18 protein-coding genes are annotated in these 20,437 nt (G+C 34.5%); 1 reads left to right on the top strand and 17 read right to left on the bottom strand.

Annotated elements, in window-relative coordinates; all coding sequences use genetic code 11:
• Positions 1–18 precede the first annotated feature (18 nt).
• The 16 genes from IEV10_RS03200 to IEV10_RS03125 all read right to left on the bottom strand — a co-directional run bounded on the left by IEV10_RS03200 (position 19) and on the right by IEV10_RS03125 (position 17,997).
• A complete protein-coding gene (locus IEV10_RS03200) occupies positions 19–510 on the bottom strand; it encodes a hypothetical protein (protein ID WP_188373247.1) in 492 nt (163 codons plus the stop codon).
• 52 nt (positions 511–562) lie between these two features.
• On the bottom strand, positions 563–1,255 hold the full coding sequence (locus tag IEV10_RS03195; protein ID WP_188373246.1) for a fibronectin type III domain-containing protein: 693 nt from the start codon (positions 1,253–1,255) through the stop codon (positions 563–565).
• A 4-nt stretch (positions 1,256–1,259) separates the two neighbouring features.
• Complete coding sequence (locus IEV10_RS03190) at positions 1,260–5,072, bottom strand: PA domain-containing protein (protein WP_188373245.1); 3,813 nt, start codon at positions 5,070–5,072, stop codon at positions 1,260–1,262.
• Between the two features lie 213 nt (positions 5,073–5,285).
• Positions 5,286–6,149, bottom strand: coding sequence for an ATP synthase F1 subunit gamma (gene atpG / locus IEV10_RS03185; RefSeq protein WP_188373244.1), 864 nt, complete (start codon positions 6,147–6,149; stop codon positions 5,286–5,288).
• 56 nt (positions 6,150–6,205) lie between these two features.
• The gene (gene atpA / locus IEV10_RS03180) at positions 6,206–7,786 is read right to left on the bottom strand and encodes a F0F1 ATP synthase subunit alpha (protein ID WP_188373243.1); all 1,581 of its coding nucleotides are present in this window, start codon (positions 7,784–7,786) and stop codon (positions 6,206–6,208) included.
• Between the two features lie 27 nt (positions 7,787–7,813).
• Positions 7,814–8,350 (bottom strand): ATP synthase F1 subunit delta, encoded by a 537-nt coding sequence (atpH, locus tag IEV10_RS03175; protein ID WP_188373242.1) that lies wholly within the window; start codon positions 8,348–8,350, stop codon positions 7,814–7,816.
• A gap of 6 nt (positions 8,351–8,356) precedes the next feature.
• A complete protein-coding gene (locus IEV10_RS03170; protein ID WP_188373241.1) occupies positions 8,357–8,851 on the bottom strand; it encodes a F0F1 ATP synthase subunit B in 495 nt (164 codons plus the stop codon).
• Positions 8,852–8,925: 74 nt separating this feature from the next.
• Positions 8,926–9,135 (bottom strand): ATP synthase F0 subunit C, encoded by a 210-nt coding sequence (gene atpE / locus IEV10_RS03165; RefSeq protein WP_188373240.1) that lies wholly within the window; start codon positions 9,133–9,135, stop codon positions 8,926–8,928.
• 19 nt (positions 9,136–9,154) lie between these two features.
• Complete coding sequence (gene atpB, locus IEV10_RS03160) at positions 9,155–10,360, bottom strand: F0F1 ATP synthase subunit A (RefSeq protein WP_229719577.1); 1,206 nt, start codon at positions 10,358–10,360, stop codon at positions 9,155–9,157.
• A gap of 6 nt (positions 10,361–10,366) precedes the next feature.
• The gene (locus IEV10_RS03155; RefSeq protein WP_188373239.1) at positions 10,367–10,762 is read right to left on the bottom strand and encodes a hypothetical protein; all 396 of its coding nucleotides are present in this window, start codon (positions 10,760–10,762) and stop codon (positions 10,367–10,369) included.
• Positions 10,763–10,770: 8 nt separating this feature from the next.
• A complete protein-coding gene (locus IEV10_RS03150) occupies positions 10,771–11,022 on the bottom strand; it encodes an AtpZ/AtpI family protein (RefSeq protein WP_188373238.1) in 252 nt (83 codons plus the stop codon).
• Positions 10,970–11,395: a bactofilin family protein gene (locus IEV10_RS03145; RefSeq protein ID WP_188373237.1), complete on the bottom strand. Its 426-nt coding sequence runs from the start codon at positions 11,393–11,395 to the stop codon at positions 10,970–10,972. Before IEV10_RS03145 ends, IEV10_RS03150 begins: the two co-directional genes overlap by 53 nt.
• 11 nt (positions 11,396–11,406) lie before the next feature.
• A complete protein-coding gene (gene porW, locus IEV10_RS03140) occupies positions 11,407–13,995 on the bottom strand; it encodes a type IX secretion system periplasmic lipoprotein PorW/SprE (RefSeq protein ID WP_308694006.1) in 2,589 nt (862 codons plus the stop codon).
• 180 nt (positions 13,996–14,175) lie between these two features.
• The gene (locus IEV10_RS03135) at positions 14,176–14,901 is read right to left on the bottom strand and encodes an ABC transporter ATP-binding protein (protein WP_188373236.1); all 726 of its coding nucleotides are present in this window, start codon (positions 14,899–14,901) and stop codon (positions 14,176–14,178) included.
• 12 nt (positions 14,902–14,913) lie between these two features.
• Entirely contained in the window at positions 14,914–16,392 is a 1,479-nt protein-coding gene (locus IEV10_RS03130; protein WP_188373235.1) for a DUF5687 family protein, read from the bottom strand.
• A gap of 219 nt (positions 16,393–16,611) precedes the next feature.
• A complete protein-coding gene (locus tag IEV10_RS03125; protein WP_188373234.1) occupies positions 16,612–17,997 on the bottom strand; it encodes a hypothetical protein in 1,386 nt (461 codons plus the stop codon).
• A gap of 349 nt (positions 17,998–18,346) precedes the next feature.
• Between IEV10_RS03125 and IEV10_RS03120 the strand changes: the two genes are divergently transcribed.
• Positions 18,347–19,402, top strand: a complete 1,056-nt coding sequence (locus IEV10_RS03120) for a ferredoxin--NADP reductase (protein ID WP_188373233.1) — start codon at positions 18,347–18,349, stop codon at positions 19,400–19,402.
• 21 nt (positions 19,403–19,423) lie between these two features.
• On the opposite strand, the gene IEV10_RS03115 is transcribed toward IEV10_RS03120, so the two are convergent.
• Complete coding sequence (locus IEV10_RS03115; protein WP_188374177.1) at positions 19,424–20,416, bottom strand: glycosyltransferase family 9 protein; 993 nt, start codon at positions 20,414–20,416, stop codon at positions 19,424–19,426.
• Between the last annotated feature and the right edge of the window lie 21 nt (positions 20,417–20,437).

The raw sequence follows: 20,437 nt of genomic DNA, 5'->3' as shown, positions 1-20,437 counted from the left end.
ATTATATAATTTTGGCTCTTAGTTTTTATTAGGCGGTGTAGACATTGGTAAAGCATCTGTTTGTCGTTCTATAATATTGCTTAGTTTGTAATATCTTGTCTTTCCTTCTTTTATATAGCTTACTACACATTCGTTATTTTCTAACTCGAAAGGGAAATCTTTGCCACTTATTATATCACTTTTAGAGTTTTCTAAATTGACGCCTTCAGTATTAGATGTAGATAAAAATCGGCCTATAAATAATTGTCTGTTTTTGGGCTTGGTTTCTAATTTAGATACTTTCCCTCTAAAAAACACACTATCTAAAACGATATCATCCTTAAGCGTTTCAATAAAAATATTAGTGCCTGAGCCCCCACCTTTAACACCTGCAACCCAACTCTGGCAATATACGTCTCCAAAGGTAGTAGGTGCTTCTTTTTCTAATTTCATAGTACTAGCACATTGAGCAAAGCTAACAGATATAATAGCTATGGATAAAAATCTAAATGCTTTACGGATCAATTTCATAATGAATCTTTTCTATAACAACTACAATGTTTCAATAGCTATGCCAAATATTTTAGTTGGTATCAAACGACCATAGTTGTCCGATAGTTTTAACCCCGGAATCATCAATTGTATCTATTCGCCAATAATAAGTATTCCCCGAAACTGTAGTTACGTTAGTGTTTTCAGTTGATAATCCTGACTCAATCAAAGGTGGATCCATTGCTAAACCAAAATAAACATCAAAAACGAGTATATCTCCAGTATCTGTATCGCCACCGGTCCAATTTAAATTTACTGTTCCGGCTGTTACACTACTTTCATCTCCTGGCGCATTTAATGCCGCTGTAAAAGGCGCATAATTAGAAATACCAGGTCCTGAAGTAAAAAATGCTAATGTTGTTGATGCATCGGCCTCGTTACCTTCGCTATCAATTGCTGTAACACTCCAATAATAGGCAACACCTTGTTGTAAGGTTATTGTCACACTATTTGTAGTTACTATTCTATTTTCTACAATATTGTTTAAGTCTCTGTCTGTCGCGATTATAATTCTATAAGTAATTGGGTCATTATCTACATCAGTAGAAGCATTCCATTGAAATGTAATTGTATTATCTGTACATAACAAATTTGACGTTGGAAATACAACTTGAGATACTTGCGTTGGTGCAGAATTTGGTGGTGGCCCATCATCACTACCTCCACATGCAACTAATAGTAATACTGAAAATATGGCTATTATTAATTTTATTTCTTTTTTCATGATTTTATTTTTTAATGATTTTAATCATTTCAGCTTTTTCTATATCGAGTCTTACGAAATAAATCCCTTGGGTAAGATTAGCAAATGGAATGTTAATATAAATACCATTTTGAACAGATAAATTCTGATTTACAATAAGTTTTCCATGAACATCATATACTTGTACACCTACACCATTTTCTGGGGCGTTAGGTATGTTTATTCTTAAGTCATTAACAACTGGGTTAGGTCCATAACTCAACGTTAACGGAGTAAAGTCTTCTACAACTCTACTAAGTTTACCCTCACAAGCTATGGCTGAAGTCACTTCTAGAAGACCACCTCCAGAAGTATCTACATTAAAAGACGTTTGGCTTGTTACCATAACAACCTCGTTATTAAACACTACTGTGTATGGCGCAGTTCCTGTTTCAATATTTACAGCAGTGCTTGAAGCTCCTGATGAAGAACTTTCGTTTCCATCATTATTACTAGCAACACTAAATACACCACCTAAGGCAGGTGCAGCATCAATATTGATTTCAAAACATTGTTCAAAATCCCTTCCATCTACATTAACGCAAACTGTATAAGAACCAACACTCAAATTTGTAAATACTGAAGTTGTATTTGCTCCAGTAATTGTTTGTGTTTCATTAATTCCTGTACCCGTCAAACTTACCGTGTAATTCACAAACGTTTGAAATATCGTAACTCTAGCTTCACCATTTTCTTGACCTTCACATCGCTCAGATGTTATTTCTAAAGTTATATTGTTTGGGTCTTCATAACTTGTGTCGCAAACATCTCCTATTCCATTTCCATTAGAATCTTGTTGGTCTGAATTTGCATTATCTGGGCAGTTGTCAATGGCATTTAGAATCCCATCTCCATCGACATCTTGACTTGGGTCGATAGCAAATTGTCCAGAAAAAACACCACGTCCATATGTGGAGACATATATTGCATTATCGTCTCTTAAATCTATATCGGTAATTCTTACATTAGACATGCCTGCTTGAGATGAAGTCCAATTTGGACTTGATGAAGAAAAATTACTAGTAGCCCAAATCCCAAGTTCTGTACCTATTATAACCTCGTTTAAGTTCCCTGGATTTTGAAGAATGGCTTTTACTGGTAAATCAGGAAGATCACCTTGTTTAGAAGACCACGTTAATCCACCATCGTTTGTATACCAAATACTATTAACACCATAATTATGGACTGTAGCAAAAATATCGTTTTCTGTGACTCCAAACTGTACGTCTGATATACTTCCTACAATGAGATTATCTGTTTCAATGTTTGTCCATATTGGAGTAGAATCTGCATTTTCAATTTTAATGATATCTCCTAATACAGTACCTGCTATAAGAGTTGTAGAAGATGTTGTAAATGGAGAAACTTCTAGTGCTGTTGGTCTACTAGTTAAAACGGGGTTGCTTAGATTTGTTTTTTCTAAAGTTCCAGCTGATTTGATGCCTGAATATCTTCTTATTATTGAATTTCCACCTGAAGAGTAATTAGAATATAAAATATCTAAATTAGAGTCTAATGCTTGCTGATTTATAAAAGATCCATTACTTGTGTTCTCACTATTTATAGTAACATTAGGTCCATTGAAATTAAATAAATTTACTGCCCGATTAAAGACAAAGTTGGTTATGTAATACCTGTCTGTACCATCTTGATCGAAGAAACTTGCAGCACCGTCACCCCCAAATGCCGTGCTAGAGCTATTTATTCCTGCCCCAACACCATTAAATAATTGTGTTCCATTATCTTGAAGCCCGCCTATAAAATGATCTGTATCTCCTGTAAAGGCATCTGTGGGTGCAACACCAACTGTGTAAAACTGAGATGTTATAAAACCGTTATTTCTTGAACTTATATTATTACCGTCGTTTGTTGAATAGTAGACGCCTCCATCATTACCAAAAATTGCGATAGTTGAATTACCAGGGGAAAAAACCATCGCGTGCTGATCTGCATGAACTAAAGGTACATTTAGATTTGCTAGATTGTTATTATTAGACCATTTGGAAATTTGTTCCCATGAATCTGAATTGCCATCTTCTCCTCCATTGGTAGACTTAAACAAATCAATTCCGCCTGCATATAAGGTTTGATCATTATTTGGGTCAACCTCTAGCAGCAAATCATAAAATGCTTGACCTCGAGTAAAATCATCAGCAGGAATCCCATTGTCTACATCGTTTGGTAATTCAAGATTAAATATATCTGAAACAAAGCCATCTGTTGTGCCTTGCATGAAAACGCCCCCGGGAACTTCTGCTAATACATAAATAGTTCCTGCATTTTGAGAAGATACAGCTATTTGTGTTCTATCAGCATTATTAATTGTATTCTCCAATTGGAAATTTTGTCCATCATTCGAAGAAAAAATAGCGCCGCCTCCATCACCAAAAATAGAGCTATCTGTTGTAGACATCCATATTTTGCCATCAGCTCCAACTTCGATGTCATTTGGTTCGTAATCATTTCCATTTGGTGTTTGAGGTATGTTTGCCTGAGTCCACGTTGCTCCTTGATCCACAGATTTAAATATGCCTAATTCTGTTCCTCCCAAAAACGTAGCAACATTTGCAGATCCATAAAAGGCATCCCCTGCAGCCACATATACTTCAGAAACACCATTATTATCTTTTATTTTAATATCATTGATTTGTTGGATTCCTGGCACTAAAGTTCCAGTAAAAGTTCCTGTTGCGGGATTTACTGAACCATTCACCGTACCGGTTTGCATGGCCGCAACTATAGCGTCACCATCTTCCTTGGAAATCATAACTGCAGGAATTGTAATAGAACCATCTGTACCTCCCATGTCTATTGGTGCGCCACCAACATTATTTAGCACAATAGCAGCAATCGCTCCAGCATCTTGAGCATTTCTTACCTTGTCAATGAAAGGACAATTTCCTCTTCTGATTAAGGCAATTCTTCCTGTCGCATCTGCACCAAAACCATTACATCCTTCTTCTGGAGTTCCTGTTGGATCATTAGCTAAAATTAGATTTCCTGTAACAACTGAAGATGCTTGAATTCCAAAATTTGTTGACTCTCTAGAGTTGTAATCTCCTGAAACACTTGCCGGAGCATTAATCGTAATATTTGATGCTGACTCAAAAGTTGTTGGACCTGAAACACCTCCTAAAACTCTCGCCCAGGTTGTACCAGCGTCTGTCGATTGCCACACACCGTCACCACTTACATCTCCATTGGTGTAAGATTCTCCTGTTCCTATATAAAATATATTAGGATTATTTGGGTCTGCAACAATAACAGAAACATTTAGATTTTCAGGTAAATCCACTCTAGTCCATGTAGAGATTGGACTTGAAATATTTGTATTTTTCCATAAACCACCACTTACGCCTCCAGCAAAAACTGTTTGATTACTTGCATCATTAGGGTCAAACATTAAACCTCTTGTTCTACCACCAACATTATCTGGCCCACGGGATTCCCAATCATTATCAACACCATCTCCAGGAATACGAGCAAAAGCTTGATTTTCAATAGATTCTCTTATGGATTCTAAGTTTTCTGGAGTTGGTCTTCCCAACAAAGGGTTCATGGTCAACTCGTACTCATCTTCATAATACCTATCTGGAGGAATACCTAAAGCTTTACGTTCTTTTTTGGTCAACTTTAAGGTTTCCTTAAAGGGGCTATTATCTAAATTCTCTTTGTGAATTTTTACAATATCATCATTTGAAAGTTTCTCAGATTTAGGGTTCTGACTCGGGAACAATAATGTAACAATAAATGCCAGTCCAAGCAGGATACTTGAACCAAATAAAAGTTTCTTTTTCATTTTACTTTTTTTGGAAATCAAATATCTTCAATTTTATTCGATATTGAAAATATGATTAAGATATTCTTAAATAGACGCAACTAAATGCAATACATTACATCAAAAAAGTAATATTTTATAGTTATTACGCCTTTCTATTTATAAAACAATAATCCATAAAAAAACCCCACTTAAAAAGTGAGGTTTTTAATATTTTAAATATTTGACTTAAGTCTAATTATTAAGCGCTTCTGCACCACCAACAATCTCAAGGATTTCATTAGTAATAGCAGCTTGTCTTGCTTTGTTATAAGTTAGCTTAAGTTGATCCCTTAGCTCTGTAGCATTATCCGTTGCCTTATGCATTGCGGTCATACGTGCACCGTGCTCAGATGCGAAAGAGTCTCTAATGCCTTTAAATAATTGTGTCTTTAATGATTTGGGTATTAAAGTTTCAACTATTTCTTGTTTAGATGGTTCAAATATGTAGTCTAAATTTGCATGTGCATCTTCACCTTCAATAGGAACAATAGGTAAATACTGCTCTGTCATTACAATTTGAGTAGCAGCATTTTTAAAGCTATTATAAACTAACTCAACTTTATCATATTCACCTTCTACAAACTTCTTCATTATCATCTCGGCAATTTCAGCAACATTTTCAAATGTTAATGCATCAAATACCTCACTTTTGTTTGCAATGACCCTGTCTTGTTTAGCAAAAGCATCATTTGCTTTTTTACCAATAGCTAAAACAGAAACATTTTTATCTGAATAAACATCATTAATCAAAGCATTAGTCTGTTTAATAATGTTAGAATTAAAAGCACCACATAAGCCTCTATTAGATGTTATAGCAACAACTAAAACATTGTTAAGTTCTCTTTCAACAGAATACTTACTGCCAGAGTCAGCGTCTAAAGTAGCGCTTAAACTCTGAAGTAATTCTGTTAACTTATTAGAGTACGGACGCATTGCAGTAATAGCGTCTTGGGCCTTCTTTAACTTCGCAGCAGATACCATTTTCATGGCACTTGTGATCTGCATCGTAGAGGATACTGACGATATTCTGTTACGTATTTCTTTTAAGTTTGCCATCCTTTATATTATAAAGACTCTTTGCAACTAGGCTCAGAGTGACATTAGTTTAATTATTAAGCTCTATACTTTCCTGTAAGGTCTTTTGCCACATTTGTTAATGTATCAATTACCTCATCAGTAAGCTTACCAGACTTTAATGTGTCTAAAGTGTCTCTATGCTTTGCATTTAAGAACTCAACAAAATCTCTTTCGAATTCTTTTACCTTCTCTACAGGAACATCTTTTAATAAGTTCTTAGAACCAGCATAGATGATTGCAATTTGATCTTCAACAGTAAACGGGTCGTTTTGAGCTTGCTTTAAAATCTCAACATTACGCTTACCTTTTTCAATTACGTTTAATGTAGAGGCGTCTAAATCAGAACCAAACTTAGCAAACGCTTCTAATTCACGGAATTGTGCTTGATCTAGTTTTAATGTACCTGATACTTTTTTCATAGATTTAATCTGAGCATTACCACCAACACGAGATACAGAAATACCTACGTTAATTGCTGGACGAACACCTGAGTTAAATAAATCCCCATCTAAGAAAATCTGACCATCAGTAATAGAAATCACGTTAGTTGGAATATATGCAGATACATCACCAGCTTGTGTTTCAATGATTGGTAAAGCTGTTAAAGATCCACCACCTTTTACCATTGGCTTAAGAGAATCAGGTAAATCATTCATCTCCTTAGCTATAGTATCATCATTAATAATTTTTGCAGAACGCTCTAATAATCTTGAGTGTAAGTAGAATACATCACCAGGATACGCCTCACGTCCTGGAGGACGACGTAATAATAAAGATACCTCACGGTAAGCTACGGCCTGTTTAGATAAATCATCATAAATGATTAATGCTGGACGACCAGTATCTCTAAAATATTCTCCAATAGAAGCTCCAGTCATTGGTGCATACACTTGCATAGCTGCTGGATCTGATGCATTAGCAGCTATAATCGTAGTATAAGCTAAAGCGCCTCTTTCTTCTAATGTTTTTGCAATATTTGCAACTGTTGAGGCTTTTTGTCCAACAGCTACATATATACAGTATACAGGCTCACCTGCATCATAAAATTCTTTTTGATTTAAGATGGTATCGATACAAACCGTAGTCTTACCTGTCTGACGGTCACCAATTACCAACTCACGCTGACCTCTACCTACCGGAATCATAGCATCAATTGCCTTAATACCTGTTTGTAATGGTTCAGTTACTGGCTCTCTATAGATAACACCAGGTGCTTTACGCTCTACTGGCATTTCATAAGTCTCACCCGCAATTGGTCCTTTACCATCAATTGGGTTACCTAAAGTATCAACAACACGGCCTACAATGCCTTCACCTACTTTTACTGATGCGATACGCTCAGTACGTTTTACAGTTGATCCTTCCTTTACAGCTTTAGAATCTCCTAATAGTACTATACCTACGTTATCTTCTTCAAGGTTAAGTACAATGCCTTCTGCACCACCTTCGAATTCAACTAATTCTCCATATTGAGCATTAGCTAATCCGTAAGCACGTACAATACCATCACCTACAGTTAATACTGTTCCTACTTCGTCTAATGAAGCACCTGCTTCAAAACCTGAAAGTTGTTGTTTTAAGATTGCTGATATTTCAGCTGGTTTTACTTCTGCCATCTTTATTTATATTAGATAGATATTATCTTAATTTAATGTAAATTCTCTTTTTAATTTGTCGAGCTTGTTTGCAATACTAGCGTTATACTGAATATCACCCACTCGTAAAATGAAACCACCTAAAATGGTCTCGTCTATAATGTTTTCTAATTCTGCTTCTTTACCTGTAAGCTCTTTTACTTTAGCTAAAACTTTAGTTTTTAATTCTGAAGTTAAAGCTACAGCTGTAGTTACTTTTGCAATTTGACTTCCTCTTAACTGGTCGTATAAATTGATATAACTAGAAGCTACTTCATTTAATAAAGCCAATCTTTTATTAGAAATTAATGTATCTATAAGATTGGTTGTATTAACATTTGCATTAGCAAATACTGAAGACAACACTGCTTTTTTGTCCGAAGATCTTACAACAGGACTTTGAAGCATCTGGCTTAGCTCATCACTTTTAGCAATAGCATTAACGATATGTTTCATATCTCCATTTACTGCATCTGCTGCTTTTTGATCTTGCGCTAGAGCTAAAACTGCTTTAGCATATCGTATTGCTGCTCTTGATCCTGACATTTATAATTAGTTTAAAGTTGCTTCACCTAACATCTCTTCAACCAATTTCTCTTGACTGTCTTTGTTAGATAATTCTTTACGCACTACTTTTTCTGCGATATCTATTGATAGACCTGCAACATGGCTTTTTAATTCTGCCATAGCTGCTTTCTTTTCACTTTCTATTGCTGCTTGAGCTTGCTCAATTATTTTGTTAGCCTGCTCTTGTGCTTCGTCTTTTGCATCAGCAATCATCTTATTTTTCATGTCACGAGCATCTTTTAACATGGCTTCACGCTCAGCACGTGCTTCTTGTAAAATACGCTCGTTATCTGCTGTAAGGTTTTCCATTTCTTGGCGTGCTTTTTCAGCAGAGGCTAAAGCATCTTTGATACCCTCTTCTCTATCGCTTACAGCACCAAGTATTGGTTTCCAAGCAAATTTTCTTAATATAAAAAGTAAGATTAAAAATGTAATTAAGGTCCAAAAGACTAATCCAAATTCCGGTGTAATTAAATCCATTCTTGTTTTGTTTTAAATAACTTAAATTTTAAAATACAGAAGCAACCAACCGTTACTTCTGTATTCTAGTTTCATTACCCTTGTAAGAAAGCAACAACAACACCAAATAGTGCTACCGCTTCTACGAAGGCTGCTAAGATTAATGCAGAAGACTGAATCTTTCCGTGCATCTCAGGTTGACGTGCCATAGCTTCCATAGCCGACCCACCAATTCTACCGATACCCATACCAGCTCCAATAGCTGCTAATCCAGCTCCAATAGCTGCAATTCCTGTAATAGTCATAGTATAAAATTTAAATTAATTAATGATGTGCTTCTTCAGTTGCCATACCAAAATATAAGGCTGACAATATTGTAAATATATATGCCTGTATTGCCGTTACAATAACCTCTATAACCGTTATAAATAATGAAAACGCTACAGAAACTGGTGCAATTGCAATTGTCTTAAATACAAATATTAATGACATTAATGCTAGTATGATAACGTGACCTGCAGTAATGTTTGCAAACAAACGAATCATAAGAGATATTGGTTTTACAAACATTCCGATAATCTCAATTGGCATTAAAAATATTTTCATTGGTACAGGAACGCCTGGCATCCAGAAAATATGTTGCCAATAGTTTTTGTTACCACTAAATGTTGTTATGATAAATGTGATAGCTGCTAAAGTAAAAGTAAATGCAATGTTACCACTTAAGTTAGCGCCATTTAGTATTGGAATCAATCCAAAGATGTTATTGATCCATATAAAGAAAAATATCGTCAATAAATATGGCATGTATCTTTTGTACTTATGCTCACCAATCATTGGCTTAGCAATTTCATCCCTAACAAACAAAACTAATGGCTCAATAAAGCTTGCTATTCCAGAAGGTATATTGTCTTCTGACTTTTTGTAACGCCTCGCTGCAGTTAAAAATATTAATAATAAAACAGCTATTGACACCCACATCATAAATACATTTCTAGTGATAGAGAGGTCAAACTTAGGTCTATGGGCATTTGTAGGGTGGTGTTCAGCGTCATAAGTTACTCCCGATGCTCCTTCATCTAACACATATACTTTCTCATGAACGTTTACAAAACGTTGTCCATTCTTTTCTACAATAACTTCTCCATTATAATCATGGTGAAATTCCGATGAAGAAAACATTGTTAAACCCTTATCAGTGTAAGTGATTACAGGTAATGGGATAGACACAGGATGGTCATTCCAGTCGAATAAATGCATGCCGTAAGCATCTTTTACGTGATGTAAAATCATTTCTTTTGGATCGAACTTTTCATCCTCTCCACCTTCTTTTGTTTCAGAGGCAAAACTTACACTAAATACTGCAATAAATAATGCAGATAATATGATGTTTTTTAAAGTGTTCATTCTCATTCTTACGGGGTTAAAAATACCTTGCTTTAAATTCGGTGCAAATGTACGGACATTAAATGAATTGACAAACACTAATTTTGATATAATTTTTAAAGTGTTTTTTGCATTATATTTCATTGGTTTTTATACCTTTTGAAGAAACTTGGTCAGTGCATAAACTTCAAAAAATAAATACATAAAATAAGGAATGAAAAAATTGAAAACATCAGGTTGCTTGTTTTCAAAATCAGAAAGTAATAATGGTAAGAGAAAAAGAATTGCAAAAATCATTTTTACAAATGTAAGTCCCATAAACAAATTGAAGATGTTTGTTTTACCAGACGAGAATCTATGATTAATGATTGTATAGAATGCTGCAGTGACTAAAAAATGAAATACATAAATATGCCAAACAGGGAAAAAGAAATCTATTTCCTCAGCAAAGTAACTTAATAAATATATGTGAAGCCCTAGTAAAATAGCTGTCACAGCAATAAGTTGTAATAAAAACGAAATCTGTCTCTTTTTAAATGCTTCCATGGTAACTTCTAAGAATTATCTTTTGAGGCTGCAATAATACGTCTTATTACATAAACTATTGATGTAATTACTGACCCTAAAGTAAAACCAAGTGTAAAAAGGTTGCTTTTATTAGGGTATTTCTTGTCGAGTTTAACACCAACAAATGTCCCTATGGCAATAATAGCTGCCATTTGTATGGCAATACCAGAAAAACGAGCATAGATATTAAGCCGTTCTTTCTGTTCCTTTATCGTTTTTTTGGGATGTTTTTTCTCCATTGTTAAGTGCTTTAACGGCACCTTTCATACTACAGGTTGCATTAAATGTTGCTCCTGGCTCTACTGCAAGTTTACTGACTTGTACTTCGCCTTCAATATGAGCTGAAGATTTTAGTGATAATGTTCCTTTTATTAGAAGCTTTCCAGAAAACTTCCCTTCTACATCTACATTAACACCTTCTAGGGTTCCTGTGACATTACCTGCTTTACCAATGACAACCTTACCTTCGGTTCTAACGTTACCTTCAACTGAACCGTCAATTCTAAAAGGACCTTTACTTTCAATATCCCCAACGATTCTTGTCCCATGTGCAATGATATTTTGTTGTGAGCTTGTATCCATAATCGATTTTTGTTTTTTGTCTGAAAACATGATTAATACTTTTATTCTGGATTAATGTAATCTCCTAAATTTTTGTGTCTTTGAACAATGGCGTAATTAGCAGAAGATATTGTAAAATATTCCTTTGTAATACCTTTCGTGTTTTCTTCTTTATAATCTTGAAGTGTAGGACCAAAACCTAAAGCCGATGTAATATATTTTAAACCATGAACTACTATAAAGGTAGTGTTTTCATCGTATACATCTTTTGAAAGACTTATATCTGGGTATGGCAATCTTTCCATTATTTTTGAGAGCTCTTCTTTAAATTGTTTTATATCTTCTTTATTTGAGCTATCGAATTGATAAATAACATGGAACGAATTGCCTTCATCTTCGGGCAAGAAATCTTTGTTTTTAAGTGCAGGAAGTGCATTCGCTAAAATTTGCTGCGCTTGTTTTCCTTCTTCGGAATTAGGATAAGTTAATGCCACATAATTTACAGCATCCTTGTACGCTTCGTATCCTTTTAAGCGGCCGAGTGCTGAGGCTTTTAATATTTCAAACTTTGGTACAAAACCATCACCTTCAAAGCGCTTAATATTTTCTTCAGCTGACGCAACAACTTCTACATATTCTTGAGCTTCAAACTTCCTATATAAATTCTCATATACGGTTTCTGGATTATTTTGATCTTTGGCTAATTGAGAATCTGGGTTACGTAATATTTCGGCGTATCTAGAATCTGGATGTTCGGCAATAATTCTGTTTTTTGCAATTTCGGCCTCGTCATTCTGTCCTAGAAGTAAATATATTTTATATAGTTGGTATTTTGAAGGTAAAATTAAGCGTTCTTCAGGGTTGTTTTTTAGCAGCCCTTCAAGTTTATCTTTGGCTAAGACATACTCCTTAAACTTTTCCTTGTAGATTAATCCCAATTGGTAATACGCAAAGTTTCTTTCTTTACCAATACTATCTAAAACGACTTTATCTGTCGGTAGTCTTTTGATGTAAAATTCAGGGTCATAGCGCTCAAGTTGAGTAATATTTTCTTCAACACCTTCTTCTTTTCCAGAACCAGAACCAGAATTACCACGAGCGTTAGAAAGCCTCCAGTTGTCTTGATTTTTTCGTTCTCCCCATAATTTTAAAAATTCATTTTTACCATAAGCTACAGTTGACTGGTTGTAGAAATAAAAATCTGTATTGCCTCCACTATTATTACCTGGAATACCTGGTAAATTAGCACGTTGAGGTTTATTAAATCCCGCTATACCATTTCCTTTCCCGGAAGCTTTACTCGCTATTTTTTGTGCTCTTTTCTTTTCAACTTCGGCAGCAATAGAATCTTGAGCTTTTAATTCTTTTATATAATCAGTATAAAGTGCTATTTGCTGCTCTTTAGGTAAACTTACAGCATTAAGTATACTATCACCTGCCCTTGCAACACCTTCGTAATAAATAACATCATCAAGGTTTATTCTTTTTTTCTTAACTACACGATATGGTTTTGTCTTTTCAACCATATTTGTAAGTGTGCTATCATAGTATGCTCCAGCTGTTTTGTATTCTGTTCTATCAAAATACATATCACCGAGTATGAGATAGTTCCTAGAGTTTAATTCTTTATCTCCTTGTGTTGCTTTTATCGATTTATTATAGTAGACTTCAGATAGACTATCTCTACGTTCTGCTTGATGGAATCTAGCAATCCTATGGTATATTTTGTCTAAGAAAGGACGGTTTTCTCTATTATCTTCTAGCTCTGTGAGATATTCCATAAATAATAACTTATCCCCATTTTCGGTATCAAAATTATCGGATTTTGCTAAATGTGCATTGATGTAAAATGCCCTAGGGATTTTACGATGCATATCTATAATCTCATCAAAAGCCATATTGGCACTATCTTTTTTACCAAATTGATTGTACAATTGACCTCTAATAAAATGATATCGCGCTTTTTGCGCATTAATTTTTGTAGCAACAGCTGCAGTATCCAAATATTTTAATGCCGTGTCTTTTTCCTTAATGACTAAATAAGCATCTGCTAATACTGCTGTTATATCAGCTAAATCTTGTCCTTCAACTTCTTCTTGTTTTAAGTGACGTTTAAGATTTTTTATCGTTAACTCTGGACTCCCCAAACGAAGATTGGTTTTTTCTCGCCAAACTTTTACTTGGTTAATCTTATCGCTCGTTGGATATTTATTTAAGATATTATTGAATGCTGCTAATGCAGGTATAAAACGTTGATCGTAATATCTTGCCTTTCCTAACAAGAGATATGATTCATCGATTTGTGGGTTTTTTTCTTTCCCGTTAATAGTCATGCTGTGCTTTTGAATGGCTTTGGTTGCTTTTTCTTCAGCGCGTTCAAAGTCTGAATTTTCGGCCTCATTACCAAGGCGCACTTCATCCTTAGCCTCAAAACGTTCTATAGGTAGTTGCTCCCAAAAGTTTTCTGTAAACGCATTATTAACAGTTTGTAGACCTTGTTGTAATGCAATTTCGCCATTGTATAGTATGTTGTATTCTGTACCTACAGAATGCCATGCCCTATTGATAAAGTTATCTTTTTTGCGAGAGCAACTCTGAGCGATAATCGCCATTAAAACGACTAATATTGAGACTTTTGTAAATGTTTTCAAAAGATGGTTTTTTGGTTTATGAATAACGAAAACATTAGGGTTTTGTTATCCTAAGTCGTAAAAATAAACATCTTTTTGAATTTTCGACCAAAATTCAATGGTTTTAGAGGATTTGCAATTGTTTTAAAAATAAAAGAGCCTAATAAAATCTTAGACTCTTTTTACTTTAAGTATAATATACTATTCTTCCTCTTGAGAAACCGAAACTGCACTTTTAGCAAAATGTGCTTCTAGCTCCTTTAATGTTGTTGGATTGGTTTCTAAGTCTTTTACGACTTCACCTTTTTCTAACACCACAATACGCTCGCAAACATCTGTCACATGCATTAAATCATGACTAGATACCAAAACAGTAACACCTTGTTTTTCTGCTAAATCTTTTAAGATTTGCTTTAAACGGATTTGTGTAGTTGGATCTAAGTTAGCAAATGGCTCATCTAAAATAATCACTTCTGGATTACCAATAAGTGCTGCAACAATGCCCGCTTTCTTTTGGTTACCCTTACTTAAGTCACGAAGGTATTTTTTCTTTCCGATGATTTCGCCATTAAAGAAATCTTCAAACTTAGCCGTTAACTTATCAACGTCTGCTTTATTTTGACCTCTTAAATCACCTATAAAATAGAAATACTCTTCTGGTGTTAAATAGCCTATTAAGAAGGTTTCATCTATAAATGCCGATGTAAATGGTTTCCAGTCCTCGCTTTGCGATACCACAACACTATTGTTAGTAATTGTCCCTGTAGAAGGGTTAATTAAATCTAATAGCAAACTAAAATACGTCGTTTTACCAGCACCGTTGTTTCCAACAAGTCCAAAACTTTGCCCCTTAGGGATTTCTAATTCGTCTATTTTAAGAACTTGTGTTCCGCTATATGATTTTGAAATGTCTTTTGTATATATCATGGTTGTATTGTATTAAGAATCTTTGCCAAAGGCAGCAATCATTTTGTATTTAGAATCTAGATATTTTTGAGTAATAAATGCCATTAGTTTTTTATGGAGTAATATTCCTATAACACCCATAATTACTAGAGTAGCTATAGCTATTTCAAAATTAATAAGCCAATTAAGCAATCCAAATAAAGCCATTGGTAATGCCATTAAAGGAATACCAATTAACCATTGTACTGCGCCTGTGCCTTGGTAATTAAAAGCCGCTTTTTTGTCAAGTTCTATCTTTTTTCTATTGTAAGAACCACCCCATAAAATGACATGAGAATTCACCCCTATATTGTAAACTGCAGCTGCTGCATGAGCAATTAAGATTTTCCATCCAAAAAATGCGTATGGTATACCAAGTACAAACATAATGACCACACTCATGACCATGAGTATAAATTTAGAGCGCAAGTATTGCTCATATTTTATATTCTGGCTCATTAGCATCTTGTAATATCCACTGTCCCACGCAGGAATAAACTGCCCAAAATTGATTAAGAAAAATCCTGTAGAAAAAATTCCGATAAAAGCCCACATAAACTCCATTTCTCTATACATAGGTTGTGGGTAGAAAAACAATCCATACAATAACCCTATAACCATTAAAAAAGCCATAGATTTTGTACGCTTATTGCGCCATATGAGTTTTAAATCTAATTGCATAAATGGCGCAATATCTCCAAAACGCTTTGTCCATGATAAGTCCGAAGCATTTACTTCTTTAACCTTTGTTTTTAGTGATGCATCAAGGAATAGCTTTTTGCGCAGTATGCTATAATTGAACGTGTATAACGCAACTAATACCACGAATGGAATTAGTAGATATATGGGATTTTCTGTAATTGCTAAAATTCCACTGCTAACAATGTCTTGAAATGAAATGATTTCAAAATAATTTAGTCCATACAATCCTCCCACAAGAATTATTAATGGTAGAAAGGATAGCTCTCTTTCTGCTGAAAACGCTTCAAGTATAAAGTTTAAAAAGTTTGCAATAAGTGATATTAAAAACATTGTGGCTAGCCATGTTAAAACCACACTTGCTGAATATCCATTATTTAAAAGTGAAATACCAAACGGTATTGTCAAAAACAATGGAAAAAAGTTAAAAAATGATAATGCCGATTTTCCTAGGACGAAATTAACTATCGTTGATCGTTTTATCGGTAAAGTCAATAATGGCTTAACGCTCATGACCGGTAATTTTTGAAGAAAAAATCGCATACCAATCTCTCCCAAAATCCAGAAAAATATAAAGCTATTTGCAACAATAAATGGGTCTTGCTCAGGAAACATTTTTGATAATATCTTAAATAAGAATATTCCCAAAAACACAAATATCCCAATCATATATAGTGCAAAAAACACTAAAAGGATATTAAGCGCTAGATTTTTTTGCCAATAGGAAGAACGGAAATACTGTTTCCATTCTAAATTCAAGAAGTGCTTTATCATAGTTTGGTTAGGTTATCTGTTGGTGTTAGTAGCAGTTATAAACTATTTGTTACACAAATTAAGTGAATTTATAACTTTAAAAAGAACTCGTCTGCAGTTTTAAAAATAAAAGAGGCCGCACAGAATGATATCTATACGACCTCTCAATCAACCAAAACATAAAAAAGTAGGTTTTATGTTATTGTCCTCCCAAACAATCAAAGTGGCAGAGTTAGGCTTTTACCAAAACGTAGATCCAAATTCATCTGCGTTACCATTAAACGTATACGATGGTCCTCCGTTTATAAAATTGTTAGCATCATCCCAACGACCCGCTGTTACTGCTTGAGCAACTCTTGCTTGGTTTCCTGCACCCCATTGTACATAATCTAACAATATATTAGGGTCACTTGAGCCAAAGGAGTTTGTTGAGAAAATACTTAAGCCACCTACAGTTTCATTGACATCATAAGACAACATTACATTCTCTCCAGGCGCTAAGTTTGTTGAAGCATTTGTTGCATCCGAAACTCTAACATAAGTCCCAGGTCCTAAGCATAGAAAGTAATCTCCAACATCTACAGAAACATTACCAAAATTTGCTAACCAAACTTGGTCTGTATTGGCATTAACTTGTGCTATTCTTACAACTGTAGACTCTTCTTCTTCTGTTCCTTCCCAAAATGTTGAACCAAATTCATCTGAATTTCCATTAAAAACATATGGCGATCCGTTTGCTACAAAGTTATTGGCGTTATCCCAACGACCTGCTGTTACCGCTTGAGCAACTCTTGCTTGGTTTCCTGCACCCCATTGTACATAATCTAACAATATATTAGGGTCACTTGAGCCAAATGTGTTTGTCGAAAAAATACTTAAGCCATCTTCAGTTTCGTTGACATCATAAGACAACATTATATTCTCTCCAGGCGCTAAGTTTGTTGAAGCATTTGTTGCATCCGAAACTCTAACATATGTCCCAGGTCCTAAGCATAGAAAGTAATCTCCAACATCTACAGATTCTGTTCCAAAGTTTGATAACCATACAAGATCAGCAGTAGCATCCACTTGTAATATACGCACTATAGGTGTCGTTTCTTCTGCTGCAATAGTCTCATAAAACGAAGCTCCAAATTCATTGGCTTCTCCAATAAAATTATAAGAAGCGCCTACAGGCACAAAATTGTTTGCATTATCCCAACGACCAGCGCTTACCGCTTGAGCAACTCTTGCTTGGTTTCCTGCACCCCATTGCAAATAGTCTAATAAAATATTTGGATCACTGGAGCTAAATGTGTTTGTAGAAAAAACACTTAATCCTCCAACAGCTTCATTTACATCATATGATAATGTAATGCTTTGGTTTGGGGCTAAATTTGTGTTGCCATTAGCTGCATCAGAAACTCTGACATAAGTTCCAGGTCCTAAGCATAAAAAATAATCAGCGATATCTGTAGTCGTTGTTCCTAAATTTGATAGAACTACCAAATCTGCTTGCGTATCTACCTGTGAAATTCTTATAACACCAGGTGTTATATTTTCTTCTTCAATAACTATACTATCGTCATCGTTGCTACAGTTTAAAATAAATGCTGGTAATAGTAATAATAAAATAAACTTTTTCATTTTTTTCATGTTTTCTTTTTTTTAAAAATCAAATTTTTTTAATCAGGCCTTTAGTGGCCGAATTCAATATAACCTAACAATGACGGGGCTTAAAAGAACATGAAGAGGAAAAAAAAGCTTTAAAAAGGAAAAATCAGGGCGCGAAAAAGCAATATAATTTTAATTATTTTAAATTCTATAAGGTTTAATTAAGATTCTAATCCTATTTCAAACTATATAATTAAAAAATAGCTCCTTGATTTGATAAATTTTAAAAAATTGAGATGCTTTTTTTAGACTTTGGCTCAATATGTAACCAAGATGCTTCATAAAACAAAAGCCTTCCTTATTTTTGCAAAAAAATATTGCAATGGCACAATTCCATAATCTCACTATAACATCTATTAATCGCATTACAGAAAAATCTGTGGTATTAACTTTTGGTATTCCTGAAAATTTAAAAGACAATTTCAAATTTAAAGCGGGTCAGTACATCACTCTTAAAACAGAAATTAATGGTGAAGACGTTCGTAGAGATTATTCAATCTGTTCTTCAGTAAATAGTGGTCATTTAACTGTTGCCATTAAGGCCGTAGAAAATGGCACTTTTTCAGTTTATGCAAACGAAAAGCTCAATGTAGGTGACACTATTGACGTTGCTGAACCCAATGGTCGCTTTGTCTTTGAAGCTAACGAGGCCAAAACAAGAACTATTGCTGCATTTGCTGCTGGTAGTGGTATTACGCCAATTTTAAGTATTACTAAAACACTTTTGGAAGATGAACCTTTTAGCAATTTTATTTTGGTTTACGGTAATAAAAAGCTAAATGATGCCATGTTTGCTAAAGAGATTGTAACATTAAAACAAAAATATGGTAATCGCTTCCATGTGCATTTTATTTATAGTCAAGCTCAAGAGGCGGATGCTCTTTTTGGTCGTATCGAAAAAAGCACTGTCAACTTAATGGTTAAAAACAAGTACAAAGGCGTCACTATAGATAGTTTCTACCTTTGCGGACCAGAAGCGATGATACATACCGTAAAAGATGTATTGATTGAAAATAACATTAAGGAAAAGAACATTTATTTTGAGTTGTTTACAGCGCCAACAGAAACTACTGAAACTTCAACTGAAGTAGGTCATGGAAAATCACAGTTAAAAATTATTGTAGATGATGAAGAGTTTGAGTTTGAGACGGCTCAAGATGTTTCTATCCTTGATGCAGCTTTAAAAAAAGATATTGACGCTCCTTATTCTTGCCAAGGCGGTATTTGCAGTAGCTGTATAGCACGAGTTACTGAAGGCGAAGCTGCGATGAGGCAAAACAATATTTTAACAGATAATGAAGTCGCTGAAGGTCTAATCTTAACTTGCCAAGCTCATCCTACAACTGCGAAAGTTGTTGTCGATTATGATGATGTTTAAAAAGATTATAGAAGTAAGATTTTAGACTGCTTCGCTGTTAGAAATAATGGTTTTAATTTTGGATACCACAGTTTCTGCAGAAATACTTCCTGCAGCATTTTCATAAGCCTCAGGTTGTTTATTACCATATATGGAGGTTGGTATTTCAGGATATTGCTTTCTATCTGCTAATAACGCATAATCTTTAGGCTGATTGAATGGCGCGAATCCAGCATATGGGTGTGTAACACCCCAAATGGTCACTACCATAATACCTAACATTGCGGCAATATGCGCATTCCCTGAATCCATAGATAGCATCACATCTAAATTGGAAATAATATCTAACTCTTCATCAAGGCTTAACTTTCCTGCAACAGATTCAGTGTTCTCAAATTCTGCTTCAAAAACATCTAGTTGTTCTACTTCAGTTTTTCCGCCACCAAACAGTATAATATTATTATTTTTTGAAAGCTCTTTTATGACCGACTTCATTTTATCTAAAGGATACATCTTACCTTCAAATGCTGTAAAAGGTGCAATACCAATTACAGGTAAGTTAGAATCACTTATATAGGTCTTTAATTTAGGGTTTAATTCAACTATATCAGGAAAAACTGGGTTGGATAAATCTACATGTAACCCTAACTTAGTAAAAACATCCGCATAGCGTTGGTGTGTTGTTTTAAGTTGCTCAAATTTTTCTCCAGAAACTAATGCCTTTTTTTCAGTACGACCCTTATCTATTTGTACAACTTTTTTTCCTGTTAAAAACAACTTTAATATTTTAGTCCGTAGTACATTATGTATGTCGGCAACAGCATCAAATTCTAAAGCTTTTAAGTCTTTGGATAGTTTATAAAGCCCTAAAATGCCTTTGTATTTTGTTTTTAAATCTACCTCGTAAATGACAACATTTTTTATACCTCTAAAAAAAGGAGCGAAAAAACGTCTGGTTACAACAGTGATTTTTACATCTGGATTTTGAGATTGTATTGCACGAATAACTGGTACAGACATTGCTACGTCTCCCATTGCCGAGAAACGTAAAACGAG

The sequence above is a fragment of the Winogradskyella haliclonae genome (assembly GCF_014635865.1).
GTDB lineage: Bacteria > Bacteroidota > Bacteroidia > Flavobacteriales > Flavobacteriaceae > Winogradskyella > Winogradskyella haliclonae.
The sequence above is the reverse complement of the archived record's forward strand: the minus strand, read 5'-3'. Positions and strand labels throughout refer to the sequence as shown.